Annotated in this window: 26 protein-coding genes and 1 rRNA gene; 14 read left to right on the top strand and 13 right to left on the bottom strand. The window is 71.9% G+C overall.

Annotated features, from left to right (window positions below; genetic code table 11):
- Nucleotides 1–21: 21 nt before the first annotated feature.
- Both J3P36_RS14335 and J3P36_RS14330 read left to right on the top strand, forming a co-directional pair.
- Entirely contained in the window at nucleotides 22–1,074 is a 1,053-nt protein-coding gene (locus J3P36_RS14335) for an AraC family transcriptional regulator (RefSeq protein WP_210508926.1), read from the top strand.
- Entirely contained in the window at nucleotides 1,071–2,192 is a 1,122-nt protein-coding gene (locus J3P36_RS14330; protein ID WP_210508925.1) for a serine hydrolase domain-containing protein, read from the top strand. The genes J3P36_RS14335 and J3P36_RS14330 overlap by 4 nt, the downstream gene beginning before the upstream one ends.
- Nucleotides 2,193–2,358: 166 nt before the next feature.
- On the opposite strand, the gene J3P36_RS14325 is transcribed toward J3P36_RS14330, so the two are convergent.
- Both J3P36_RS14325 and J3P36_RS14320 read right to left on the bottom strand, forming a co-directional pair.
- Nucleotides 2,359–4,056 (bottom strand): alpha-glucosidase, encoded by a 1,698-nt coding sequence (locus J3P36_RS14325; protein ID WP_210508924.1) that lies wholly within the window; start codon nucleotides 4,054–4,056, stop codon nucleotides 2,359–2,361.
- 31 nt (nucleotides 4,057–4,087) lie between these two features.
- Nucleotides 4,088–4,993: an NAD-dependent epimerase/dehydratase family protein gene (locus tag J3P36_RS14320; protein WP_374100728.1), complete on the bottom strand. Its 906-nt coding sequence runs from the start codon at nucleotides 4,991–4,993 to the stop codon at nucleotides 4,088–4,090.
- An 89-nt stretch (nucleotides 4,994–5,082) separates the two neighbouring features.
- On the opposite strand from J3P36_RS14320, the gene J3P36_RS14315 reads away from it, so the two are divergent.
- Together J3P36_RS14315 and J3P36_RS14310 are read left to right on the top strand one after the other, a co-directional pair.
- Complete coding sequence (locus tag J3P36_RS14315) at nucleotides 5,083–5,502, top strand: hypothetical protein (RefSeq protein WP_210508922.1); 420 nt, start codon at nucleotides 5,083–5,085, stop codon at nucleotides 5,500–5,502.
- A gap of 83 nt (nucleotides 5,503–5,585) precedes the next feature.
- Nucleotides 5,586–6,269: a DUF6766 family protein gene (locus J3P36_RS14310; RefSeq protein ID WP_210508921.1), complete on the top strand. Its 684-nt coding sequence runs from the start codon at nucleotides 5,586–5,588 to the stop codon at nucleotides 6,267–6,269.
- A 29-nt stretch (nucleotides 6,270–6,298) separates the two neighbouring features.
- On the opposite strand, the gene J3P36_RS14305 is transcribed toward J3P36_RS14310, so the two are convergent.
- A complete protein-coding gene (locus J3P36_RS14305; RefSeq protein WP_210508920.1) occupies nucleotides 6,299–6,649 on the bottom strand; it encodes an ATP-dependent DNA ligase in 351 nt (116 codons plus the stop codon).
- 173 nt (nucleotides 6,650–6,822) lie between these two features.
- Nucleotides 6,823–7,779, bottom strand: a complete 957-nt coding sequence (locus J3P36_RS14300) for an AraC family transcriptional regulator (RefSeq protein ID WP_210508919.1) — start codon at nucleotides 7,777–7,779, stop codon at nucleotides 6,823–6,825.
- 114 nt (nucleotides 7,780–7,893) lie between these two features.
- Between J3P36_RS14300 and J3P36_RS14295 the strand changes: the two genes are divergently transcribed.
- From J3P36_RS14295 to J3P36_RS14280, 4 genes are read left to right on the top strand one after another with little or no spacing between them, the layout of a single operon-like run.
- On the top strand, nucleotides 7,894–9,180 hold the full coding sequence (locus J3P36_RS14295; protein ID WP_246854822.1) for a low temperature requirement protein A: 1,287 nt from the start codon (nucleotides 7,894–7,896) through the stop codon (nucleotides 9,178–9,180).
- Nucleotides 9,177–9,470: a DUF6412 domain-containing protein gene (locus J3P36_RS16845; RefSeq protein WP_210508918.1), complete on the top strand. Its 294-nt coding sequence runs from the start codon at nucleotides 9,177–9,179 to the stop codon at nucleotides 9,468–9,470. The genes J3P36_RS14295 and J3P36_RS16845 overlap by 4 nt, the downstream gene beginning before the upstream one ends.
- A gap of 60 nt (nucleotides 9,471–9,530) precedes the next feature.
- Entirely contained in the window at nucleotides 9,531–10,253 is a 723-nt protein-coding gene (locus J3P36_RS14285) for a membrane protein insertase YidC (RefSeq protein WP_210508917.1), read from the top strand.
- A 60-nt stretch (nucleotides 10,254–10,313) separates the two neighbouring features.
- Complete coding sequence (locus J3P36_RS14280; RefSeq protein WP_210508916.1) at nucleotides 10,314–10,664, top strand: metalloregulator ArsR/SmtB family transcription factor; 351 nt, start codon at nucleotides 10,314–10,316, stop codon at nucleotides 10,662–10,664.
- Nucleotides 10,665–10,676: 12 nt separating this feature from the next.
- Here J3P36_RS14280 and J3P36_RS14275 read toward each other — a convergent pair whose 3' ends face one another.
- Entirely contained in the window at nucleotides 10,677–11,381 is a 705-nt protein-coding gene (locus J3P36_RS14275; protein WP_210508915.1) for a TetR/AcrR family transcriptional regulator, read from the bottom strand.
- 136 nt (nucleotides 11,382–11,517) lie between these two features.
- On the opposite strand from J3P36_RS14275, the gene J3P36_RS14270 reads away from it, so the two are divergent.
- The gene (locus J3P36_RS14270; protein ID WP_210508914.1) at nucleotides 11,518–12,072 is read left to right on the top strand and encodes a MarR family winged helix-turn-helix transcriptional regulator; all 555 of its coding nucleotides are present in this window, start codon (nucleotides 11,518–11,520) and stop codon (nucleotides 12,070–12,072) included.
- 66 nt (nucleotides 12,073–12,138) lie between these two features.
- Nucleotides 12,139–12,663 carry an N-acetyltransferase family protein gene (locus J3P36_RS14265; RefSeq protein WP_307807114.1) on the top strand — a complete coding sequence of 175 codons (525 nt, stop codon included), beginning with the start codon at nucleotides 12,139–12,141 and terminating at the stop codon, nucleotides 12,661–12,663.
- Nucleotides 12,664–12,675: 12 nt separating this feature from the next.
- Here J3P36_RS14265 and J3P36_RS14260 read toward each other — a convergent pair whose 3' ends face one another.
- Nucleotides 12,676–13,446: a hydrolase gene (locus J3P36_RS14260; RefSeq protein ID WP_210508913.1), complete on the bottom strand. Its 771-nt coding sequence runs from the start codon at nucleotides 13,444–13,446 to the stop codon at nucleotides 12,676–12,678.
- 161 nt (nucleotides 13,447–13,607) lie between these two features.
- Nucleotides 13,608–14,201 (bottom strand): helix-turn-helix domain-containing protein, encoded by a 594-nt coding sequence (locus J3P36_RS14255; RefSeq protein ID WP_210508912.1) that lies wholly within the window; start codon nucleotides 14,199–14,201, stop codon nucleotides 13,608–13,610.
- Between the two features lie 64 nt (nucleotides 14,202–14,265).
- Between J3P36_RS14255 and J3P36_RS14250 the strand changes: the two genes are divergently transcribed.
- On the top strand, nucleotides 14,266–15,198 hold the full coding sequence (locus tag J3P36_RS14250; protein WP_210508911.1) for an NAD(P)/FAD-dependent oxidoreductase: 933 nt from the start codon (nucleotides 14,266–14,268) through the stop codon (nucleotides 15,196–15,198).
- Nucleotides 15,199–15,227: 29 nt separating this feature from the next.
- On the opposite strand, the gene J3P36_RS14245 is transcribed toward J3P36_RS14250, so the two are convergent.
- Complete coding sequence (locus J3P36_RS14245) at nucleotides 15,228–16,652, bottom strand: M20/M25/M40 family metallo-hydrolase (protein WP_307807113.1); 1,425 nt, start codon at nucleotides 16,650–16,652, stop codon at nucleotides 15,228–15,230.
- Nucleotides 16,653–16,776: 124 nt separating this feature from the next.
- On the opposite strand from J3P36_RS14245, the gene J3P36_RS14240 reads away from it, so the two are divergent.
- Together J3P36_RS14240 and J3P36_RS14235 are read left to right on the top strand one after the other, a co-directional pair.
- On the top strand, nucleotides 16,777–18,495 hold the full coding sequence (locus J3P36_RS14240; protein ID WP_210508910.1) for a long-chain-fatty-acid--CoA ligase: 1,719 nt from the start codon (nucleotides 16,777–16,779) through the stop codon (nucleotides 18,493–18,495).
- Nucleotides 18,496–18,721: 226 nt separating this feature from the next.
- On the top strand, nucleotides 18,722–19,861 hold the full coding sequence (locus J3P36_RS14235) for a glutathione-independent formaldehyde dehydrogenase (protein WP_210508909.1): 1,140 nt from the start codon (nucleotides 18,722–18,724) through the stop codon (nucleotides 19,859–19,861).
- Between the two features lie 85 nt (nucleotides 19,862–19,946).
- On the opposite strand, the gene J3P36_RS14230 is transcribed toward J3P36_RS14235, so the two are convergent.
- The 3 genes from J3P36_RS14230 to fabG form a co-directional block, all read right to left on the bottom strand.
- Nucleotides 19,947–21,140: an acetyl-CoA C-acyltransferase gene (locus tag J3P36_RS14230; protein WP_210508908.1), complete on the bottom strand. Its 1,194-nt coding sequence runs from the start codon at nucleotides 21,138–21,140 to the stop codon at nucleotides 19,947–19,949.
- A gap of 20 nt (nucleotides 21,141–21,160) precedes the next feature.
- Complete coding sequence (locus tag J3P36_RS14225) at nucleotides 21,161–22,396, bottom strand: acyl-CoA dehydrogenase family protein (protein WP_210508907.1); 1,236 nt, start codon at nucleotides 22,394–22,396, stop codon at nucleotides 21,161–21,163.
- Between the two features lie 97 nt (nucleotides 22,397–22,493).
- Nucleotides 22,494–23,252, bottom strand: coding sequence for a 3-oxoacyl-ACP reductase FabG (gene fabG / locus J3P36_RS14220; protein ID WP_210508906.1), 759 nt, complete (start codon nucleotides 23,250–23,252; stop codon nucleotides 22,494–22,496).
- A 165-nt stretch (nucleotides 23,253–23,417) separates the two neighbouring features.
- Here fabG and J3P36_RS14215 point away from each other — a divergent pair, with 165 nt between their 5' ends.
- On the top strand, nucleotides 23,418–23,912 hold the full coding sequence (locus tag J3P36_RS14215) for a hypothetical protein (RefSeq protein WP_210508905.1): 495 nt from the start codon (nucleotides 23,418–23,420) through the stop codon (nucleotides 23,910–23,912).
- Nucleotides 23,913–23,922: 10 nt separating this feature from the next.
- On the opposite strand, the gene J3P36_RS16920 is transcribed toward J3P36_RS14215, so the two are convergent.
- Nucleotides 23,923–24,342 (bottom strand): BLUF domain-containing protein, encoded by a 420-nt coding sequence (locus J3P36_RS16920; RefSeq protein WP_210509055.1) that lies wholly within the window; start codon nucleotides 24,340–24,342, stop codon nucleotides 23,923–23,925.
- An 84-nt stretch (nucleotides 24,343–24,426) separates the two neighbouring features.
- Nucleotides 24,427–24,508, bottom strand: a 5S ribosomal RNA gene (gene rrf / locus J3P36_RS14205); the annotation flags it as partial.

Here is a 24,508-nt window from a genome sequence, read left to right as displayed (position 1 = left end):
GATCTCGATGAGGAGGCGCGGGTGCTGGTCGACAGAGCGATGGGCGAGGGGCAGGGCCCGGCGGCAGTCGGCGTTGCGGAGGCTCCGCGCTTCATCGGCCCGGGCGGCACATTCGTCGCTGACACCTGCGCTCCCCTGCGGGATGCGGGCGATTCCGGGGACATCGGGCTCTGGGCGTACGGGCGCGGCACCTACCCGGGCGAGCCGATTCCGCCCGAGATCCTGCCGCAGCTGAAGAGCGTCGGCGGCTGGGAGATCACGAGCGACCAGGACTGGGGCCTCGACTGGCACCGCAACGAGGGCATCGAGTTCACGTGCGTCTCGGCGGGTTCGATTCCGTTCTCCTGCGAGAACGAGGAGTTCGATCTCACCGCCGGCCACATCACCGTCACCCGGCCCTGGCAGCTGCACCGGGTGGGCCGGCCGAACGTCTCGTCGTCGACGCTCACCTGGTTCATCGTCGACGTGGACGTGCGCCGCCCGAACCAGGAGTGGGTGTGGCCGTCCTGGCTGCCGATCCCCGCGCCCGACCTCGCGCGGCTGACCGAGCTGCTGAGCCTCAACGAGCGTCCGGTATGGCGGGCGAGCAAGACGCTGCTCGCGGCGGTCGACACCCTGGAGCGCACCCTGCGCGGTCAGGTCAGCCAGCCGATGGCTCGCATCGCGACGAGCATCGCGGAGATCTTCATCGAGCTGGGCGACCTCCTCGAGCAGCAGGAGCCGATCCTCGACCCGTATCTGTCGTCGACGGAGCGGACCGTGTCCCTGTTCCTGCAGCGGCTGCGCGAGCGCACGCAGGAGCAGTGGTCGGTGGACCGCATGGCCGAGGAGTGCGGCCTCGGACGGACCCGCTTCGTGCACTACTGCAAGAAGATGGTGAATCTCACGCCGCTCGAGTACCTGTCGCTGCTGCGCGTCGAGCAGGCGAAGCACCTGCTGACGACGACGGACCTGCTCGTCTCGGACGTCGCGCAGCTCTGCGGGTTCCAGTCGAGCCAGTACTTCTCGACGAGCTTCCGCCGGGCCACCGGGATGCAGCCGGCGCAGCTGCGCCGCGAGCGCCAGCTCGCGTGACGCCCGTCACCGTCGCGACGCTCGATTCCGGCTACGAGGACCTGCTCCGCATTCTCGACCGGTTCCTCGCCGAGGATCCCTCGTGGCGCTTCCGGCTCGTCCTGCACGGCCCGGCCGGGACCCTCCTCGATGCCCACACCTTCGGCGACGACGAGCCCGACCGCATCCAGCCCGTCGCGTCGGTGTCGAAGGGGATCACGGGGATCGCTCTCGGGCTGCTGATCGAGCGCGGAGCGCTCGACGAGGAGCGGCCGGTCGCCGACTACTGGCCTGAGTTCGGGCGAGGGGGCAAGGAGGCGATGACCGTCGCCGAGCTGCTCTCGCACCGCGCCGGCCTGCCCGGCTTCTCCCCCGGGCTCTCCTGGGCGGACGCGACCGGCCCGGCGGGCGCCGCGGATCTCGCCGCTCAGCGGCCGGCCTGGCCGCCCGGCGCCGCCCACGGCTACCACGCCTTCACCATCGGCACCCTGGCCGACGAGCTGGTCCGCCGCATCACGGGAGCCGCGACGGCCGAGTTCTGGGCGGCGGAGGTCGCCGACCGGCACGGCGTGGACTTCTGGCTGCGCCTACCGGATCGTGAGCGGCCGCGACTGCGCAAGGTCATGCCGGGGGCGGCCGTCGGCTCGGCCGACCCGACCGGCGACGTCACCCGCCTCGCCGTCGCTCCCTTCGACTGGCTGGGCGACGGCGATCCGTGGCTAAACTCCCCGCGGCTGCTCGAGGCCGGCGTCGCGTCCGTGTCCGGCGTCGGCAGCGCGCGCGGCATCGCGGACGCGTACGCCCTCGCCATCGGCTCCGACGGGCGCTCCCCGCTGCTGTCGTCCGGCACGGTGGCGCGGATCGCGCAGCTGCGCAGTGCGGGCGAGGACCTGGTGCTCGGCGGTCATCGGCGCTACTCGCTCCTCTTCCAGAAGCCCGCCGACGACCACGACTTCGGCACGGCGCGCGCGTTCGGCCACGACGGCGCGGGCGGCGGCATCGGCTTCGCCGACCCGATCACCGGGCTCGCCTTCGGCTACCTCCCCGAGCGCGTCCCGACCCCGGCGAAGGCGGACGCGCGCGCCCTCCGCGTGGCTCAGGCGGCCCGCACGATCGCCCTGCACGCCTCGGCTGGATGAGGAGCGGCGCAGCCGCGTCTCGAGACCAGCGACGTACTCTCGCCCCCTTGAGCAGGCACTCCACTCCTTCAGCAGGCACTCAAGGCTCTCGAGCGCCTGCTGAAGAGGTTCCGCTCCTGCTGAGCCGACGCCCTGGAGGAGCGCCGCCGGCGGCTCCTCAGGCGACCTACGTGACGGGCACACTCCGCTCCAGGACCGCGACCTCCCAGGGCCCGAGGGAAGCCGTGAGGCGCTCGCGGCCGGGTGCGTTGGCGAGCACGACCGCCGCGTCCGCCCACTCCCCCAGCAGGTCCTCGGGCACGGTGACGGGGCCGTCGGAGCAGTTGCCCGCGACGAGCAGCTGACGCCGCTCGGCCGTGCGGGTGTAGACCCAGAGCCGCGGGTCGGACGGCAGCAGCAGCTCGAAGCGGCCGTCCCGAAGCAACGGCTCTTCGTGCCGAAGGGCGATGAGGCGCCGGTACCAGGCGAGCACCGAGCGGTCGTCGCCCTCCTGAGCGCGGGCGTTGAGCCACGAGGCGTTCGGGTTCACCGCGATCCACGGTCGGCCATCCGTGAAGCCGGCGCCCGGGCTGTCGTCCCACTGCACGGGCGTGCGAGCGTTGTCGCGGCTGCCGACGGCGACGCGCGCGAGCACGTCGATCGGCGTCTCCTCGTCGACCGCGACCGTCGCGTTGTAGTAGTTGAGGCTCTCGATGTCCCGCAGGTCGTCGACGGCGCTGAACGGCGCGTTCGTCATCCCGAGCTCCTCGCCCTGGTAGACGTACGGCGTCCCGCGCATCAGGTGGAGCAGGGTGGCGAGGGCGGTCGCCGACTCGTACCAGTGCTCCCGGTCGTTGCCGAACCGGCTGACGACCCGCGGCTGGTCGTGGTTGTTCCAGTAGAGGCTGTTCCAGCCGACGTCGGCGAGCGCCTCCTGCCAGCGCGCGAAGGAGTGCTTCAGCTCGGCGAGGTCGAGGGCCCGCCGCGTGAACTTGCCGCCCGGGCCGTGGTCGAGGCCGACGTGCTCGAACTGGAACACCATGTCGACCTCGCGGCGGGCAGGGTCGGTGTACAGGCGCGCCTGCTCGGTGGTGACGCCGGGCATCTCGCCCACCGTCACGAGGGCCGCGTCCCGATTCTCGAACACCTCGCGGTGCATCTCCTGCAGGAACTCGTGGATGCGCGGCCCTGAGCCGAAGTGCGGGAAGCCGTCACCCAGCCCGGACACCGGATCCTGCACACCGTCGGGCAGCGCCGGGTCCTTGGAGATGAAGTTGATGACGTCCATCCGGAAGCCGTCGACGCCCCGGTCGAGCCACCAGCGCATCATCTCGTAGACCGCGGCCCGGACTTCCGGGTTCTCCCAGTTGAGGTCGGGCTGCTTCTTCGAGAACAGGTGCAGGTAGTACTGGCCCGTACGCTCGTCGAGCTCCCAGACCGGGCCCGAGAAGAACGAGCCCCAGTTGTTCGGCGCCGCTCCATCGGGCTTCGGGTCGCGCCACCAGTACCAGTCGCGCTTGGCGCTGTCGCGGCTCGACGCGGACTCGACGAACCACGGATGCTCGTCGGAGGTGTGGTTGACGACGAGGTCCATCATCAGCTTCAGCCCGCGCCGGTGCAGCTCCGCGACCAGCTCGTCGAAGTCCTCGAGGGTCCCGAACAGCGGATCGATCGCCTGGTAGTCGGAGATGTCGTAGCCGTTGTCGTCGTGCGGGGACGCGTAGATCGGCGAGAGCCACACCACATCGATGCCGAGGTCGACGAGGTGGTCGAGCTTCTGCCGCACGCCGCGGAGGTCGCCGATGCCGTCCCCGTCGGAGTCCGCGAAGCTGCGCGGGTAGACCTGGTAGACGACCGCCGTCTTCCACCACTCCGGCTCGGTCATCGCCTCCCCCTCTTCGTCGGAGCTCCCACCGTCAGGCGTCGCGCCAGGAGTGCTGGGGCTCGTAGCCGAGGAGGCGGCGCGCCTTGTCGATCGACAGCACCGTCTCCGTGCCGCTCAGCTCCCGATTCACGGGGATGCCGGGGAACACCTCGGCGATCAGCTCCGCGGACGGCCGCGACATGACGGTGTCCGCGTTCGCGATGATGAAGTTCTCGGCGCCGACCAGGTCGCTCTCGATCGCGAGGCGGCAGGCGAGGCCGCCGTCGCGGGCGTCGATGTAGCCCCAGGCGTTCCACGAGCGCGACCGGGCGTCGGCGTCAAAGGCCGGGAAGTCCGCGTAGTGCTCGGGATGCATCACGTTCGAGAAGCGCAGGCCGAGAAACGCCGAGTCGGGGCACCACCGGGCGAAGTGGCGGGCGAGCTCCTCATCGGCGGCCTTGCCGAGCGAGTAGGACGACTGGGGCCGGACGGCGTACTCCTCGTCGACGGGGAAGTAGGGCGGCGGCGTGGTGTCGAAGGACAGCCCGAGCACCGTCTCGCTCGAGGCGAAGACCACCCGGCGGATGCCTGCCAGGCGAGCGGCCGAGAACACGTTGTACGTGATCGCGGTGTTGTTCCGGAAGATCGCGGAGTCCGGCATCATGCCGGGCGCGGGGATCGCCGCGAGGTGCACCACGGCGTCGACGCCGTCGCCCGATCCCACCGGCAGCGTGCCGTAGTGCTCGTCGACGTGGGTGAGCACCTGGACCGCCTGGCCGTAGTCGGTGAGGTCGGCCTGCAGATAGCGCGCGCCGTCCGGCAGCTCCGGCGGCGGGACCCTGTCCACGTTCGTGACCGCGTAGCCGTTCTCCGCGAAGTGCCGGACCACCGCCCGCCCCAGCTTGCCGCTTCCCCCGGTGACGACGACCCGCCTCTTCGCGCTCTCCACGGAGGTCACCCTACCCGCGCGGCCGTGCGCCCCGCGCCCCCGCTCGCGCCCCCGCAAGGGGGTTGCGCTCGCGGGTGAGCCCCGCTCACATTGAAGGCATGGTCATCGTGCGCGGAGGACGACGGGCCCTGGCCCCGACGGTGGCCGGGCTGCTCGCGACCTCGGCACTGCTCACCGGCTGCTCGGGAGCGATGGCGTCACCGGCCACGGCGGCGGCGGACTTCGAGGCGGCGCTCGGCGGCGGGGACTACGGCGCTGCGTGCGACCTCCTCACCCCGGAGGCCGTCACCCAGGTGGAGAGCGGCAGCGGACAGGCGTGCCCGGACGCCCTCGCGATGCTCGGGATCCCGCCCGGGGGCGAGATGGCGAGCGTGCAGGCCTGGGGACGGGCGGCCATCGTCGAGCTGGACGGGGACACCCTGTTCCTCGCCCGCACCGGGGAGAGCTGGGCCGTGCGCGCCGCGGGGTGCTCCCCTGTTCCGGACGGCCCCTACGACTGCACGGTGGAGGGCGGCTGAGACATGAAGGCGACCTTCGTCGTGTACGTCACGGTCATCGCCGCCGGGCTCGTCTACTTCGCGGTGCTGGGGATCCTCGGCCGATGAGAGCTCTCCTCGACCGGATCCGCCCCATCGGGCTCGGGCTCTTCTTCGGCGGAATCTTCGCCGTCACCCTGATCGCGCAGTCGCTGGCGGGCTGGAACGCGTTCAACGACGAGCAGACCGCGGCCCATCTGTTCCCGATCAGCTACCTCGACTACGTCACCTCGGCGAGCTTCGCCGCGGACGTGACCGAGAACTGGCAGTCCGAGTACCTGCAGTTCCTGCTCTTCATCGGGGCGACGGTGTGGCTCGTGCACCGCGGCTCGCCCGAGTCGAAGGACCTCGACGAGGTCGGCCGCGGCACGGACGAGCAGCAGATGCTCGGCCGGCACGTGCGGAAGGACTCCCCCTCCTGGGCGAAGGCCACCGGGTGGCGGCGCAGCCTCTACTCGCACTCCCTGCTGTGGACCATGGGCGCGATCTTCGTCGCATCGTGGGCCGTGCAGTGGATCGCGGGCCACGCCGCCTACAACGAGCAGCAGCTGATCGACTATCAGGACCCGCTCACGCTCGCCGAGTATCTGGGGTCGGCGGACTTCTGGAACCGCACGTTCCAGAACTGGCAGTCCGAGTTCCTGGCGGTCGGCAGCATGGTCGTGCTGTCCGTCTACCTCCGTGAGCGCGGGTCGCCGGAATCGAAGCCGGTCGGGGCTCCGCACGCCGAGACGAACGTCGAAGGCTGAGCCCCGCGGCTCGGATCAGATCGCGGTGGTCAGATCGCGGTCGCGAACTTCTTGCGCAGGCCCCGCTCGGCGCTGGTCGGCGCCACCTCGGGCTCGGGAATGAGCCGGAGGCCGTTCGCCGAGTTGGCGAGGACGCTGAGCTCCTCGAGCCAGGCACGGTTGAGCTCGGGCGCGCGGCTGCCGTTGTAGCGGAAGCGCAGGTTCATGCTCGGGTGCACCCAGATGGTGGTGCGCCCGCTGCCGGCCTCGCGGCCGTACTCCCAGGAGAAGGCGAACGATTCGCTGCGCCGCATCTTCGACAGGATCACGACCTGCAGATGCGCGAGCACGCGATCCTCGATGTCGATGCCGGCGTCGGTGCCGTAGATGAGCTTGCCCATGGTGTCTTCTCTTTGTCCTGGCCGCCGAGGTTCCCGTCGATCGAGGCGGCAGCCATCCCTGGAACAGTAGGTCGCGCTCCGCGGCCTGCGCCGGGCGCGTGTCCAGCAGGCGCGGTCCAGGGAACCGCATCCGCGCTCAGCGGATGAGCCGGTCGGGCGGCGGCGGAACCACCTCAGCCGTGTAGCGTCTCCTTCGGGTACTCCCCGAACCGGCGGAAGTAGGCGGCGGCGAAGCGGCCCAGGTGGGCGAACCCCCAGCGTCCGGCGACTTCGGCGACGCTGATGCGCGAGGGATCCGCCTGTGCGAGCTCCTGCCGCACCCGATCGAGCCGCACCTGCCGGAGGTAGGCCAGCGGCGGCATCCCGAGCTCGCGCTGGAACGCCTCCTGCAGGGCGCGGACGCCGAGCTCGGCGATCTGAGCGAGCTCCGTCACGGTGACCGGCAGGTGGGCCCGCTCGTGGATGTGCTCGACGGCGGCGCGCAGCCGGGCCTGCCGAGGGTGCAGCAGCGCGGCGGGAAGCTCGTCGGAGCGCGGCGAGTACATCTCGAGGAAGGCGACGGCGGTCATGCGGGTGAGCTCGCTCCAGAGGAGCGGGCTGACCTCTCCCCTCGCGAGCGTGCGGGACACGAGGGTCACGGTGTCGTGCCAGAGCTGCACCGACGCATCCGAGGGCTGCTCGAGGTGGTCGAAGCGCACGGAACCCGGCGCGATCGCGTTCCGCTCCCCCGCGATGCGGTCCACCTGCCCCCGCTCGAGGTGCATGATCTTCTGGTCGTAGTCGCGGAAGTCGAAGAGGAACGGCCGGTGCGCCGGGAAGAGCATCGGCTGCCCCACCTCGAGCGGCACATTGTCCCGCCCCTTGTCGACGACTGCGGAGCCCGCGAGGATCCACTGCACGACGTAGTCACGTCCGGGCTGCACGACTCCCTGCAAGCGTCCCTGGATGCGCGACGTCCGCAGAGTCATCGAGGTGTCGCCGATGGCGGCATAGCGGTACGAGTAGTCGCCGTCCGTGCGCGCGGCCTCCCAGCCGGACCCGTCGTAGAAGGGCGCGAGCTCGTGCAGGGCCTGCTCGGTGTCCCGCCCCTCGGCCTCGAGGCGCACCCGCGAGTAGGGCTCCCCCGTCATGACCGCATCCTGCGTCAATTCTGGGGCCTCGGGCGGCTTCTCGCGAGGCGAGCCCCCGTTCCCCTCCCGAGCCGCGCTTCCGGCTCCCCCCTCCTCGCCCCTACCGTGTGGTGCATGACGATTGCGGAGCGCGGACGCAGCCATCATCTCGTCCGGATGATCGGACGCGATCCCGACGAGCGACACCGGACCGCGACGCCGCTGGAGCTGCTGTTCGACCTCACGTTCGTGGTCGCCTACGGAGTGGCCGCCAACGAGCTCGCCCACGCGCTGGCGGAGGGGCACGTCGGCTCCGGTCTCGCAGGCTTCGCGTTCGCCGGCTTCGCGGTCGGCTGGGCGTGGATCAACTACTCCTGGTTCGCGTCGGCGTACGACAACGACGACTGGCTGATGCGCCTCGCGACGCTGGTGCAGATGGTCGGTGTGCTGCTCCTGACCTTCGGGATCCCCGACGCGTTCGCCTCACTCGACTCCGGCGCACCCCTCGAGAACGGCCTGATCGTGGCCGGCTACGTCGTCATGCGGGCCGCCCTCGTGCCGCTGTGGCTCCGAGCCGCTCGCGACGATCCGCAGCGCCGGCGGACCGCGCGCTTCTTCGCGATCACCATCTCGCTCGCCCAGGTCGGCTGGGTGCTGCTGGCGGTGTTCATCGAGGACGCGGTGGTGCTCGTCGCCTGCACCCTCGCGCTGATCCTGTTCGAGCTCGCCGGCCCGGTCATCACCGAGCGGCGGCTCGACCCGCTTCCGTGGCACCCGCACCACTTGGCGGAGCGGTTCGGACTGCTCGTGATCATCACGCTCGGCGAGGTGGTGTTCGGCACCGTCACCGCCCTGACCGCTGTGGTGCAGGAGCAGGGCTGGTCGTTCGAGGCGGGCGTCGTCGCCGTCACCGGCACCGCCCTCGCCTTCGGCCTGTGGTGGGAGTACTACATCACCCCTGCCGCGGAGTTCCTCGCGCGGCATCGGGAGCGGGTCCTGTTCTGGGCCTTCAGCCACATCCTCGTCTTCGCATCGATCGCGGCGACGGGTGCCGGACTGCACGTGCTCGCGTACGCGATCGAAGGCGACAGTTCTCTGAGCCGTGTCGGGGCGGCGCTGACCGTCGCGGTGCCGGTCCTCGTGCTGACGGTCACGGTGATCGTGCTCTACAGCGTCCTGCTCCGAGCCTTCGACCGGTTCCACATCCTGCTCTTCGCACTCTCCGTGCTCGCCCTCGTCGCGGGCATCGCGCTCGCCGCGCTCGGTGCGTCGCTCACGGTCACGCTGCTGCTCGTCGTCGCCTCGCCGGCCGTGGTGGTGATCGGCTACGAGTGGGTGGGCTACCGGCACCAGGAGGCGGCCATCGCCGCTCTCCTCGCCGAGCCGCGCCCCCGCAGCCGGGGCGATAGGGTCGGCTCGTGAGGTCCGCTCTCGTCCTGCTCGCGCCGCTGGTCGCGCTGCTCGACGGAGCCCTCGCTGCGGGCGGTCCGCTGTCGGCGGTCGTCCTCGCGGGCCTGCTCGGCGCCGCGACCTCGCTCGTCGCCCTCGCCGTCGTGCTCGTCGTGCTCGGGATGGCGACCGTGCGGCACGCCTGCTCGGCAGCCGCGCTGGTGGAGGCGGCGGAGACGCGCATCCTCGTCTGGCACCGCAATCCGGATGCGGCAGGACACGTGCGCTCGCGGGCGCCGGGGCGGGGGATCCCGGCCGTCTAGGCGCTCCGGCGCCGGGCGGTCGTCGTTCCCTCCGCCCGCACCGAACCCCTGGAGTCCGCCGTGGACCTGTCCCTCTTCCCACCGTTCGCCGTCGTGCTCGACGGCCTCTCGTCCCTCGTCGCCCTGCTCGCCCAGCTCACCGCGCCCGTCGCGGGCGGCGGGGCGTGGGCGCTCGCGATCGTGCTGCTCACCGTCCTGGTGCGGCTCGCCCTGCTCCCCGTCGCCGTGTCCCAGGTGAGGGCCGAGATCGCACGGCGCCGGCTCGCGCCGCGGATCGCCGACCTGCGGCGCCGCATCCGCAACCCCGAGGCGCTGAACCGCGCCGTGCTGAAGCTGTACACCGACGAGAAGGTGTCGCCGCTGGCGGGCTGCCTGCCGACGATCGCGCAGGCGCCCGTGCTGACGGCGGTGTACTCGCTGTTCACGCATCCCGTGCTCGCCGGGCAGGCGAACGCCCTCCTCGGGCACTCCCTGTGGGGCATGCCGCTCGGGGCGAACCTGCTCCCGGTTCTGAGCGGCGCCGCGTCGGCCTGGCCGCTCCTCGCGCTGCTCGTCGTCCTGGTGGTCGTCGTCGAGCTGAGCCGCCGTGCCAACGCGCGCTTCACGGGATTCGACGCGTCGGCACAGCAGGCGGTCCCGGGAATGGCGACGCTCGCCCGGGTCCTGCCGTTCGCGAGCGTCGCGTTCGCCGCGATCGCTCCGTTCGCCGCCGCCCTCTATCTCACGGCGAGCGCGGCGTGGACCCTCGGCGAGCGCGCCATGCTCCGGCGGCTGCTGGCGTAGGCGGCCGCGCCGACCGCGGAGGGGATCGATGATGGTCGATGCGGCCGCTAGGATCGCCGCATGTCCTCCCCGACCCTGCTCGCACTCACCGATGTGACGGCGCGCTGCGCGCCCATCACCCGCGAGGCCATGCCGGCCGAGCAGGCCGACCTGCTGGCGCGGAAGCTGAAGGCGCTCGCGGACCCCGCGCGGCTCCGCCTGCTCTCGATCGTGGCGGCGTCACCCGAGGACGAGGCGTGCGTGTGCGATCTCACCGAGCCGGTCGGCCTCAGCCAGCCGACGGTGTCGCACCACCTCAAGGTGCTGGTGGACGCGGGCTACCTGACCCGCAGCCGCCGCGGAACCTGGGCGTACTACCGGCTGGTGCCCGGCTCCCTCGACGCGGTGTCGAAGCTGCTCGTCACGGGATAACGCCGCCTCGGCTCAGCTGAGCTCGAGGTCGGCGAGGTCCAGCCAGTCGAGGACCTCCGCCTCGGACGATGCGGACCCGCGGACGGTGCGCTCTCCGCCGAGGTCGGCGGCGTCCAGCTCGATCCAGTCGAGGTCGACTTCCGTCACGATCACCGGCGCGGCGCTCCGATGCTGGACGACCAGCAGCTCCGCCATCTGCCGTGCCCGCCGTGCGGCGTCCTGGTCCCCCTCGGCGGCGCTGACGATCGCGCCTTTCATGAGGATGTGCAGCGAGCGGGCGAAGTCGTCGATCCGCTCGAGCCGTGCCTCCTCGGCGAGGTGGGCGACCATCGACCGGACGCGCTCGAGGTGGCGGGTGCTGACATGGCCGAGCGGGTGGTCCCGGCCCAGCTCGAGCAGGGTGTTGATGAAGGTGCACGCCTCGTAGTCGTCGCGCCGGAACCACTCGTCCAGCACATCGAAGATGCCGAGCAGCCGCCCCTCCCCGGTCTTCCCGCGCTTCCGGGCGCCGGACTCGACCATGTCGATCGTCCACTCCTGCTCCCGACGAGCGAGGCAGGCCTCCGCGATCTCCGTCATCGATGAGAAAGAGGCATCGAACTCGGCCGAGCTGACCGCCGCGTCCCGTCGCACGTCGTCGAGCGACACTCCTCGGATCCCGCGGTGGGTGATGAGGGGGTAGGCCGCATCGACGATGCGCTCCTGCAGGGTGTCCATGTCTTCCTCATCTCCGCCGCGAACGGCAACTCGTTGAACCGTACGCCGTCACATGACAGGAATCAAGATGCTTGGCTGTCAAGATGCTCGGTGCTAGAGTGCCTGCGAGCCAGCGCAGACTCGGAATGGGGGAACCATGGCCGACCGTGAGCCGTTCGCGCCGCTCGAAGTCGATCCGCGCACCGGACTCCCGCTGCCGGAGGACGTCCGGGAGCGACTGCAGGAGAGCGCCGGCACCGTGATGAGCCTCATCCGGAACGTCGAGAGCTACCGACGTCGCCTCTCACACGGCCTCGGCGTGAGCGTGACCGAACTGCGGGCACTCGGACGCATCGGCCAGATGGACGGCCTCACTCCGCGTGCCCTCGCCGACCAGCTCGGGCTCACCACCGGATCGGTGACCCCGCTGCTCGACCGGCTCGAGCAGGCGGCGCTCATCCGCCGGACCCCGCACCCTCACGATCGGCGGAGCATTCAGCTCGAGTTGACCGACGAGGGCGCCGCGGTGATCGGCACGGCGTTCGGGACGTTCCAGGCCCGGCTCCTCGCCGCGGTCCAGTCGATGCCGAGCGACGCGGTCTCAACGGCCAACGAGTTCCTCCGACTCGCGGCCGGCGGATACGAGCCACTCGACGAGCCGCACACCGTCGATGAATCGCACGTCGCACGGGAGACGCCCGCGCACGACTGAGCCGGGGTTTGGCCGGGACCGACGGTTCGCGACCCGCGGGGCGCGCCACTCCCCTAGCCTCGTGCTGTGGGAGTCGGAGCCGGGGTGGTCGTCGCGCCGCTCGCGCGCGAGCACTGGCGCGCCGTGGAGCGGATCTACCAGGAGGGCATCGCGACGGGGAACGCGACGTTCGAGTCGGCGCCCCCGACGGCCGAGGAGTTCTTCGCCACCCGTCTCCCCGCGCACCGGTTCGTCGCCGTCGAGAGCGCCCACGTCGTCGGCTGGATCGCGGCAGCCCCGGTCTCGTCCCGCGCGGTGTACTCCGGCGTGGTCGAGCACGCGGTGTACGTCGGCGAGCAGGCGCAGGGCCGGGGCATCGGGCGACTGCTCCTCACGGCGCTCATCGAGTCCACCGAGCGGGCGGGCATCTGGACGCTGCAGGCCTCGATCTTCCCCGAGAACGGGATCAGCCTGATCCTGCACGAGTCCGTGGGCTTCCGCCGCGTCGGCACCCGGGAGGGCATCGCGAAGATGACCTACGGGCCGATGGCCGGCCGATGGCGGGACACGGTGCTCCTCGAGCGGCGCAGCTCGGTCGCCGGCCTCGTCTGACCGCCCGCGCGCTCAGTCCTGGTCCGGGTCCCGGGCCGCGCCGGTCAGCCAGGACCGATACAGCTGCGCACTCCGCGCCACCACTTCCCGCGCACCTTCCGGCACGACGAGCCCCGCCCACGCGCCGTAGATGCGGTCGTAGCGAACGCCCTCGAGGGCGGCGAGCAGCGCGTCGAGGTACCGCTCCGGCAGGGGCAGCAGCATGGGGTAGCTGCGCATGAACGACACCCGACGGTTTCCCGCGAGCACCATCATCGTGTCGCCGACGAGGAGCGCGCCGCGTCCATCGGCCGCGTCGGCGAGGTGCAGCACGGCGCTGCCGGCGAAGTGGCCGCCGCAGCGGATCAGCGTCACGCCCGGCGCCACCTCCTGCCGATCGTCCCACCACCGGACGGCGTCGCCGGGCCGGAGCACCCAGGCGGCGTCGCGCCGCGGCAGCCACATCGGGGCGCCCGCCCCATCGGCATCGGGGAACCGCGCACTCCATTCGGCGAGCACGCCGCAGAGGTGCGGGTGGCTGCGGGCGAGGCCGGCGAGGCCGCCGCGCTCGCGGACGAAGGCCTCTGCGCTCGCGTCGAGGTAGCCTGGCGGATCCCAGAGGATCCCGCCGCCCGGCGTCCGCACGAGCAGGCCCCGGTGCCCGATGCCGATCGAGGGATGGATCGTCAGCTGGAACAGCCCCGGCTCGAGCTCGGCCCACTCGGTGCGGCGCCGCTCGCCGGCCAGCTGCTGGAGGCTCGTCCACTCCTGGCCGCCGGCGGGGACGTACTGACGGTCGTCCACGCAGATCCGGCACTCCTTCGGCGGGGTGGGCGTCGGCGGGTACTGGTTCCCGCAGGTCCGGCAGATCCAGGCGGTTCCCGCCGCTGTTCCCATCCCGCGCCTCCCGTTCCGCCCGTCACTTCTACTGCGACCGGAGGGGTCATCGCCAGCGGCGGAGGGACTCAGGAAGGAGGCTCTTCGCCCGGCGCGTCACGCAGGTGCACGCGCTCGCCCTGAGTGCTCAGCAGGTTGAGGACCTCGGCCGGCTCCATCGAGGCGCTCACATGCCCGTGCGGCTCGCGGGTGTCGAACTCGGCCGCCTCTCCCGCCTCGAGCACGATCTCGCTGTCGCCGAGGGCGAGCCGCACCCGTCCGCTCAGCACGTAGAGCCAGTCGTACCCCTCGTGCCGCCGCCGCGGCACCGGGGCATCGGGCGGATGGCCGGGCAGCACGATCTTGAACGCCTGGATGCCGGGGTTGCTGCGGGTGAGCGGGATGATGGCGCGCCCCTCCCGGTAGAACGGCTTCGGGTGGATGCGCGGGTCGGCGATCTGCGGTGCACCCACCAGATCGTCGAGGCTCGCTCCGTAGGCGACGGCGAGCCGGATGAGCAGGTCGAGCGTCGGCCGGCGCAGCCCCGACTCCAGCCGGGACAGCGTGCTCGTCGAGATGCCGGTCTTTCCCGCCAGGTCGGCGAGAGTCCATCCGGTCCGGCGCCGCAGCTCCCGCAGTCGGGGCGCGACCCTGTCCAGCACCGCCTCGAGGTCCTCCGCCACGTCTCTCCTTGCTGTTTCGGCAAATCGTGTTGCGCTGAGGACACACTATGCGCACGGTGGAGGCATGGACAGCGAGAAGTGGGACGCGATCATCCTCGGCGGCGGAAGCGCCGGACTCAGCGGGGCGCTCATGCTGGCGCGCTCCCGGCGCCGCGTGCTCGTGATCGACGAAGGGGCGCCGCGCAATCGCGTGGCCGACGCGATGCACGGCGTGCTCGGGCGGGATGGGTGGTCCCCGCTCGATCTGCTCGCGACCGGACGCGGAGAGGTGGAGCGGTATGGCGGGGTGGTCCGCCGGGCCTCCGCGGCGAAGGCCGAACGCGGCGGCGCAGGCTTCGCCGTCACGCTCGAGTCGGGCGAGGTCTACACGGCCGGCAGGGTACTGGTCGCGACCGGGCTCCGCGATGAGCTGCCCGAGTTGCCCGGGCTCGCCGAGCAGTGGGGCGTCGGGGTGGCGCACTGCCCGTACTGCCACGGCTGGGAGGTGCGGGATCAGCGGATCGCCGTCCTCTCGTCCGGGCCGATGAGCATCCATCAGGCGCAGCTGGTGCGTCAGCTGTCGGACCGGGTGACCTACTTCCCGAACGGGACGAGCATCTCCGGCGACGAGCGCCGCGCGCTGAGCGCTCGCGGGATCGCCGTCGAGTCGCGTCCCGTGGGGGCCGTCGTCGAGGAGGGCGGGAGGCTGTCCGGTCTCCGCCTGCGGACCGGCGACCTCCTTCCGATCGACGCCGTCTTCGTGCGCCCGCGCGCTGTTCCGAACGACGGGCACCTCCTCGCCCTCGGCGCCGGAACGGCCGACGCGTTCGGCGACGGCCGCTGGGTGACGGTGGACGCCACGGGCCGGACCACCGTGCCGGGGCTCTGGGCTGCCGGCAACGTGGTCAATCCCGGGGCGACGGTCCCGGTCGCCGCGGCCGCGGGCAGCACGGCGGGAGCGATGATCAACGCCGACCTCGTCGAGGAGGAGATCCGGACGGCCCTGGCGGCCGGCTGATCCCTGCTCACACGCCCGCGGCTCGAGGCTCAGCCGCGAATCGCGGCGCGCAGCTCCTCCCAGAGGAAGGCGAGGGTCGCCGCGCCATCCGCCAGCGTGGCGAGCCGGACGCTCTCGTCACTGTCGTGCCAGTCGTCCTCGATCAGTCCCGTGCCGAAGAACACGACGGGCGCATCCAGCGTCCGGGCGAGGAGCTCGGCGGGGCCGCCGCCCGCGTTGCCCATCCGGCCCACCCATGGTGTCCGGAAGCCTCGGCGCATCGCCCGGTCGAGGGCGGCGACGGCCGGCCCGGCAGGGGTCTCGTACGGCTGTTGCGCGGTCTCCTCGGCGACGGCCACCGTGTACTCGACCCTGTCGGGCAGACCGTCGTCCACCCAGCGCCGAATCTGCTCGGCGACCCGTTCGCCGCGCTGGCCCGGAACGGTCCGCACCGAGATGTCCGCGGACGCGACGGCGGGGATGGCGGCCCGCGTCGCGCCGATCGGGTCGCCCGCGATCATCGAGATCACCTCGGTGGAGGGGCGCAGCCACAGCCGCTCGAGCACGGTCCAGCCCGGCTCGCCCCCCACGCTCCGCGTGTGCGACCGGGTGAGCCAGTCCTCCTCATCGAAGGGCAGGGCCGCGAGCTCCCGCCGGCGCTCCTCGAGAGGAGGCGGCACGTCGTCGTAGAAGCCGGGCAGGGCGATGCGTCCCTCCTCGTCGACCAGCGACCCGAGCAGCCGGGCGAGCTCCAGCGCCGGGTTCGGCGCCGAGCCGGAGGCGGCGCCGCTGTGGATGTCCTTGCGCGGCCCGCGCACCTCGATGCTCGCGCTGATCATGCCGCGGACGCTCGTGCAGATCGCCGGATGGTCCTCTCGCCAGAGCAGCGTGTCCGAGAAGACGACGACATCGGCCGCCAGCTCCTCCCGCTTCTCCTCGAGGAGAGCCGCGAGCGAGGGTGAGCCGAGTTCCTCCTCGCCCTCGACGAGGAATCTGAGGTTGACCGCCGGCGCGGGACGGGACGCCAGGTGTGCGCGCAGCCCCCAGAGGTGCGCGAGGATCTGCCCCTTCGCGTCCGACGTGCCGCGGCCGTACATCCGCCCGCCGCGCACGACCGGCTCGAACGGCTCAGTCTCGGACCAGTTCTGCCCCTTCACCGCGCGCACGTCGTGGTGGCTGTAGACGAGCACGGTCGGCGCGGCCGGCGACGAGATCCACTCCGCGAAGACGGCAGGCGAGTCCCCCGCCTTCCAGACCTCCACGCGGGGGAACCCGAGGTCCCTCAGCGCGCCGGCGAGCCAGTTGGCGGACTGGACCAGGGCGGTGTCCCGATCCGATCCGGCCACTGAGGGGATGCGCACCCACTCGGCGAGCTGTGCGACCAGCCGGTCGGCGTGCTCGGCGAGGAACGCATGCACCCGGTCGTCGTCGGGGCTCGCGGGTCCGGCTGCTCGGTCGGTCTCGTCGTCGATCACTGTGCCTCCGACGGCAACGCTACGAACGGTGCGCCCTCCGGGGCAGACCCTTGACGGCGCCCCCGAGAAGGGGCGGCCGCAATCCCTCGGCCTCGTCCCGGCGAATGCTCCTACGATCGGGACGATGCCCGACTCCTCCGCCGCCCCCGACTCCCCGCTCGCCTCACGCCCGTGGCTCGCCTCCTACGCCGAGGGGGTGCCCACCGACATCGACGTGCCGGACCTGTCGCTGCCCGAGATGATCGCCTCCGCCGTCCGCCGGTACCGGCGGAACACCGCGCTCGAGTTCTTCGGCGCCGAGACGACCTACGCCGAGCTGGGCGAGCAGATCGAGCGGGTCGCGGGAGGGCTCCGCCGGCTCGGGGTGCACCGGGGCGACCGGGTCGCCCTCGTGCTGCCCAACTGCCCGCAGCACGTCGTGGCCTTCTACGCGGCGCTCCGCCTCGGCGCGATCGTCGTCGAGCACAACCCGCTCTACACGGCACGCGAGCTCCGCCATCAGTTCGAGGACCACGGCGCGCGCGTCGCCATCACCTGGGACAAGGTCGCGGACACCGTCGCCGCGTTCCCCGACGACGTCCGGCCCGAGCAGATCATCGCGGTGGACGTCACCCGAGCCCTCCCCCTGCGCACGCGGCTCGCGCTGCAGCTGCCGGTGCGGAAGGCGCGGGAGAGCCGCGCGGCCCTCACCGCCCGCCCGGAGTCCCGGCGGGTGCGGCCGTGGAAGGAGCTGGTGACGGCACGGCCGCTCAGCCGACGGCATCCGCAGCCCGCCCCCCACGATGTCGCGCTGCTGCAGTACACGAGCGGCACGACCGGATCGCCGAAGGGCGCCGTCCTCACGCACCGCAACCTCCTCGCCAACGCGGAGCAGGGGCGGGCCTGGGTGCCGGGGCTCGCCCCGGGGCGCGAGATCTTCTACGGCGTCCTGCCGTTCTTCCATGCCTACGGCATGACGCTGTGCCTCACGTTCGCGATGAGCATCGGCGCGCGGCTCGTGCTCTTCCCGAAGTTCGACGTCGACCTCGTCCTCTCGGCGGCTGAGAAGTCGCCGCCGACGTTCCTGCCCGCCGTCCCGCCCATCTACGACGCGCTGGTCCGGGCGGCCGGCCGCCGGGGCGCCGACCTGTCGAGCGTCCGCTTCGCGATCTCCGGCGCCATGAACCTGCCGGTCGCGACCGTGGCGCGCTGGGAGGAGGCCACCGGGGGCCTGCTCGTGGAGGGCTACGGCATGACCGAGTCCTCGCCGGTCGCCCTCGGCAACCCGATCGGACCGTCGCGCCGCCCGGGCACCGTCGGCGTGCCCTTCCCCAGCACCGAGATGCGGGTGGTCGACCCCGACGACCCGACCGTGGACGTGCCGCCCGGCGAGCAGGGCGAGCTGCTGCTCCGCGGCCCCCAGGTGTTCCAGGGCTACTGGAACCGCCCCCTCGAGACGGCGGAGACGCTGCTCGAGGGCGGCTGGCTGCGCAGCGGCGACCTGGTCACCGTCGCCCCGGACGGGTTCGTGACGATCGTCGACCGCCGAAAGGAGCTGATCATCACGGGCGGCTTCAACGTGTCGCCGTCGGAGGTCGAGGGTGTGCTCGTCTCCCACCCGGACATCGCGGACGCGGCCGTGGTCGGACTGCCGCGGCCCGCGGGCGGCGAGGACGTCGTCGCGGCCATCGTCCTCCGGGAAGGCGCCGCCGCCTCGCCCGACGCAGTGCGCGAGTTCTGCCGCAGCCACCTCGCCGCGTACAAGGTGCCCAAGCGGATCGTGGTCCGCGACGACCTGCCCCGCTCGCTGATCGGCAAGGTGCTGCGCCGCGTCGTGCGCGAGGACCTGATCGCGGCCCGCTGACCTCCCGGCGGCGCCGTCCGGGAACCGAGAAGCCGACCGCGCATCCGCGGCGTATCGGACGAGGCCCGCATGGTCAACCTCCCCGCCCGCTCTTGCCGGAGCGGCATCGGAGGTGTCGGCTGGAGGGGCGTCGGCACGCATGCTCCCGCTCCTGATCGGCTCCCCGACCGCGTTTCCGGAGCAGCGACCGGCCTGTCCACCACTCGAAGCACCGAAGGGACACCACATGAAGGCAGTCGTCTACCGCGGACCGTACGACGTCCGTGTCGAGAACGTCGACGACCCGAAGATCGAGGCGCCGCTCGACGCCGTCATCCGCATCACCACCGCGAACATCTGCGGCTCGGACCTGCACCCGTACGAGGGGCGCGCCGACATGGAGTCGGGCATGGTCATCGGTCACGAGAACATGGGCATCGTCGAGGAGATTGGCCCGGGAGTCGACCGGATCAAGGTCGGCGACCGCGTCTCGGTGCCGTTCAACCTCGCCTGCGGCACCTGCCGCAACTGCAACGACGGATACACGTCCGCCTGCCTGCGGGCGAACCCGTCCGGCATGCCGGGCGCCGGCTACGGCTATCCGATGATGGGTCCGTACTGGGGCGGCCAGGCCGAGCTGCTCCGCGTGCCGTGGGCCGACTTCAACCTGCTGGAGCTGCCCGCAGGCGATGAGCACGAGTCCGACTTCGCGATGCTGAGCGACATCTTCCCCACCGGCTACCACGGCACGGAGCTCGCACACGTGGCACCCGGCAAGTCGGTCGTCATCTTCGGCGCCGGCCCGGTCGGACTCATGGCCGCCCACAGCGCCATGCTCCGGGGGGCCGCGCAGGTGTTCGTCGTCGACAAGGAGGCCGATCGCCTGGCGCTGGCCGAGAAGTTCGGCGCCACCGCCATCGACTTCTCGAAGACCGACGTCGAGGAGGCCGTGATGGACCTGACCGACGGGTTCGGCGCCGACTGCGGCGTGGAGGCGGTCGGCTACCAGGCCCACGACGCGGTCGGCGAGGAGCATCCCGAGATGGTGCTCGACAACCTGGTGAAGACGGTCCGCGCGACCGGGCACATCGGCGTCGTCGGCGTCTACAACCCGCAGGACCCGGACGCCGCCAACGACCTGGCGAAGGAGGGACGCATCGCCTTCGACTACGGCACGGCGTTCACGAAGGGCATCAGCATCGGGTCGGGCCAGTGCCCGGTGAAGAAGTACAACCGGGAGCTGCGCGACCTCATCATCCGCGGGCGGGCGAATCCGTCGCTCATCGTGTCGCACGAGGTGGGGCTCGACGAGGCTCCGAACGCCTACGACAAGTTCGACAAGCGGATCGACGGCTACACGAAGGTCCTGCTGCACCCCGCCGCCTGAGGAGCGACGGAAGCGAGGCGGCGTCCGACGGGCGCCGCCTCGCTTCGTTCCCTCTCCCTCGCGAGCGCGCCCTCCTGGGAGCGGCTCAGGCGCCGGGCGCCGTGAGGATGAGCGCCTCGCCCTGCCCGCCGCCGCCGCAGAGCGCCGCGACGCCGAGGCCGCCGTCGCGGGAGACGACGTGTGCGAGGTGGAGCGCGAGCCGGGCTCCGGACGCCCCGACCGGGTGCCCGAGTGCGATGGCTCCGCCCGCCTCGTTGATGCGCTCCGGGCTGACGCCGAGGTCGTCCGCGGACTGCAGCACGACCGACGCGAACGCCTCGTTGATCTCGATCGCGGTGAGATCCTCGACGCGGAGACCCTGCCGGTCGAGCGCGCGGCGGATGGCGTTCGCCGGCTGGGAGTGCAGGGACCGGTCCGGGCCTGCGACCTGCCCCGCCGCTCCGATCTCGGCCAGCCACTCGAGCCCGTGTGCGAGAGCCCACGCCTTGCTGGCGACGACGACGGCGGCGGCGCCGTCGGTCAGCTGCGACGCGTTGCCCGCCGTCACCGTCCCGCCCTCCCGGAACGCGGGACGCAGCCGAGCCAGGCTCTCGACCGTCGTGTCGGGCCGGATGCCGTCGTCGTGGCGGATGAGCACAGGCTCCCCTCGTCGCTGCGGGACGGGAACGGGGGTGATCTCCGCGTCGAAGTCGCCCCGCTCGCGAGCCGCGGCGGCACGTTGCTGGGACTGTGCGGCGTACTCGTCCTGGCGCTCGCGCGGGATGCGCCGACCCTCGTTGCCCTCGTCGGTCGCTCGCCCCATGAGCAGGTGGTCGAAGGGATCGAGCAGGCCGTCGTGATTGAGGGAGTCCTCGAGCGCCCGATTCCCGATGCCGAACGGCTCCCTGGACCCCAGAAGCAGATGCGGGGTGTTCGTCATCGACTCCTGGCCCCCGGCCACCACGACGGACGCCTCGCCGGTGCGGATGAGACGCGCGGCGTCGATCACGGAGGTGAGGCCGGACAGGCACAGCTTGTTGATCGTGATGGCGGGCACGTCCCAGCCGATGCCGGCGCCGATGCTCGCCTGGCGCGCGGGACCCTGTCCGGCGCCCGCCTGGATCACCTGGCCGAGGATGACGGCGTCGATGGCGTCGGCCTGCACACCGGTGCGCTCCAGTGCGGCCCGGATGGCGTGGGCGCCGAGCTCGGTCGAGCTGAGCGGCGCGAAGGCGCCGTTGAACTTCGCGAACGGCGTGCGGGCACCGCCGAGGAGGACGGGCGTGGTGTCGTCGGTCATGGTTCGCTTCCTCGGTGTCGTCAGGCGAAGGCGGAGATGCCGGTGATGTCCCGGCCGATGATGAGGGCCTGCACCGTCTCGGTGCCCTCGTACGTGTGCAGGGCTTCGATGTCGGCGAAGTGCCGCGCGACCCGGTTCGCGAGCAGGATGCCGTTGCCGCCGAGCAGGTCGCGGGCCTCCGCCGCGATGGTCCGCGCGGCGCGGGTCGCGCTGTACTTGGCGAGGGATGCCTGGGGGCCGGTCAGCCCGCCGTCCTCCTCGAGTCCGGTGAGCGCCATCAGCAGCGTCTGAATCCGGGTGAGCTCGCTGAGCATCCGTGTCAGCCGCTCCTGCACCACCTGGGACGCGGCGAGCGGCCGGCCGAACTGCATGCGCTGGCGGGTGTAGTGCACCGCCGACTCGTAGCAGGCGGTCGCGTGGCCGAGCGCCGACCAGGCCACCCCGAGCCGCGTCGCGCGCAGGACGCGCGAGGTGTCTCCGAAGCTGCGCGCCTCCGGAAGCCGCGCCTCGGCGGGGACGAACACGTCGTGGAGCCGGATGTGCGCCTGCCAGATGGCCCGCAGGGCCAGCTTCCCGGGGATCACCTCGGCGCTGTACCCGGAGGTGTCCTGCGGCACGAGGTAGGCGTGCACCGCCTCATCGTCGCCGCGCGCCCACACCACGGTGACGCCGCCGATGGAGCCGTTGCCGATCCACTTCTTCTCGCCGTTCAGGAGGAAGCCGCCGTCGACCGTGGTGGCGCGGGTCTCGAGGCTCACGGAGTCGGACCCGTGGGTCGGCTCGGTGAGGGCGAACGCGCCGAACTCGGTGGCGCGCGAGAGCGGCTCCAGCCAGCGCTCCTTCTGCTCCGCCGAGCCGAGCAGTGCGATCGAGCGCATCGTCAGGGCGCCCTGCACGCCGAGCATGGTGGCGACGGACCCGTCGCCGCGGCTCAGCTCGGCCTGCACCAGGCAGGCGGCGAGAAGGCTCTGGCGGGGGAAGCCGGGCACGTCGATGCCGTCGCGCAGGAGGTCGAGCTCGCCGAGGCGTCGGACGAGGTGCAGCGGGTACTCGGCGCGGTCCCAGAACCCCTGGATGGTGGGCAGGACCTCGTCCTGCACGAAGCGGCGGGCGCGGGCGCGGTACTCCAGCGCCTCCGCGGGCAGGCGGCGGAAGACGCCCGCCATGTCGGGGTCGAGCGGCTCGGTCAGTGCGTAGTCGGGCTCGGCGACGCCGACACCGGCGTGGGCACGTGGGGCGGTTGCCGCACCGGTCATGGCTCCTCCTCGAGCGGCCCGGAATCTCCGGGAGAAGTGTCTGCGGAGCGTCGGGCGGTCGCGGTCTCGTCCGTCGCCCCGTCCAGTCTCGCGCGGTTCACGCTGCCGGACCTCCGGCCACATAGAGGACCTGTCCGGTGACGAACGAGGCCTCGTCCGAGGTGAAGTAGGCGGCCGCGGCGGCCACATCCTCCGGCACACCCGTCCGACCGACCGGAATCCCCTCGGCCGCCCTGGTCAGGTACTCCTCGAACGGCACGCCCATCCGGTCGGCCGCCGAGCGCAGCATGTCGGTGGCGATGAAGCCCGGTGCGATCGCGTTGGCCGTGATGCCGAACGGGCCGAGCTCGATCGCGAGCGTCTTCGTGAAGCCCTGCAGTCCCGCCTTCGCCGCCGAGTAGTTCGCCTGCCCGCGGTTGCCGAGGGCACTCGTCGACGACAGGTTCACGATCCGCCCCCACCTCGCCTCGACCTGATGCGCCTGCACGGCTCTCGTCATCAGGAACGCGCCGCGGAGATGCACCGCGATGACGGAGTCCCAGTCGTCGTCGCTCATCCTGAACAGCAGGTTGTCGCGGAGGATCCCCGCATTGTTGACGAGGATGGTCGGCGCGCCGAGCTCGGCGGTCACGCGGTCGACGGCGCGCTGCACCTCGTCGCCATCCACGACGTCGGCCCCCACTCCGATGGCGCGCCCGCCCGCGGCGCGGATGGCGCCGGCGGTGTCCTGGGCGGCCTCCTCCGCGAGGTCGAGCACGGCGACCGCCCGCCCGTCTGCGCCGAGCCGAAGCGCGACGGCCGCCCCGATCCCACGGGCTCCCCCGGTCACGATGGCGACGCGCTGCACCGCTTCCATGACGGCAGTCTGCCTCTTCACTCGCGCCGGCGCCCGTCGACTGTAGGTCACATGAAGGCTGCAGTGCTCGAGGGGCGCTGCGATCGTGGGTTGCCTCCAACAGGTCGCTCACCCCGGTGGAGAACCGGCCCGCTCGGTGACCTGGGGCCGGTACCGTGTGCGCCCATGCGGGAGGTCGAGGCGTGGCATGAGTTCTTCGTCGCCGCCGCGGGCGCCGCCGCCGCGCTCGCGGGCCTCGTGATCGTCGCGATCTCCGTCAACGTGGAGCGCATCCTCAAGTACCCGCAGCTGCCGCCGCGCGCCGCCGCCACGGTCGCCGCCCTCGTGCTGGTCCTGACCGTGAGCCTCGCCGGCCTCGCCGACCAGACCGCACTCGCGTTCGGACTCGAGGTGCTGGGCCTCGGCGCCGTGGCCTGGTATCTCCAGGCGCGCGCCTCACTCGCGGGCATCCGCGCGGACCGGCAGAACCGGCGGCCGCGAAGCGAGGCCATCGTGGAGGTGCTGACCGGTCAGGTTCAGCTCCTGCCGTTCCTGGTGGCCGGGGCGCTCCTCATCGCGGGACTGCCGGTTGCGCTCTACCTGCTGCTCGCCGGCTTCCTCGCGGTGCTGGTGCTCTCGATGACGAACGCCTGGGTGCTGCTCGTCGAGATCCTCCGCTGACGGCGCTCGATCACAGGCCCTGAACGCGGAACCAGTCCAGAAGGAGCTTCGCGGCAGACGGGGACGACCATGATTCGTCACCGAAGCCGCTCGAGTCGAGGAAGCCGTCGTATCCGGCCACCTCACGCAGATCCTCGTCGCCGACTCGTCGATAGCCCATCGTCCATTCCGGAAACGATCGTCCCTCGACTGCGCCCTGCGTGACCACCTTGAGACTGTCGTGACGCTCGTCCGCGGAGATCAGGGCGTATGCATCGCGCACGGTCTGCTCGTCGCCCTCCAGCGCCTGCATGAACCGGCCGTCGTTGTAGAGCAGCATGCCCGAGATGCCGTGCGCGCCGTTGCGGCGCCGGCTGACGGTGAGGAGCTCCTCGAGCTGCTCACCGTCGAACGGCTGGGTCTCGGTGCTGGTGTAGATCAGCGAGAACATCCCGCCCCCTCCCGATGCGGCGCAGCAGCCGCGGGTTAAACGAGAAAGGGCCACCCGGCTATGGGTGGCCCTTCCTTCGAAGAAGTCCGGCGGTGTCCTACTCTCCCACGGGGTCGCCCCCGCAGTACCATCGGCGCTGAGAGTCTTAGCTTCCGGGTTCGGAATG

The organism is Naasia sp. SYSU D00057, from assembly GCF_017916505.1.
Lineage (GTDB): Bacteria > Actinomycetota > Actinomycetes > Actinomycetales > Microbacteriaceae > Naasia.
This window is presented reverse-complemented; position numbering and strand designations above follow the sequence as displayed.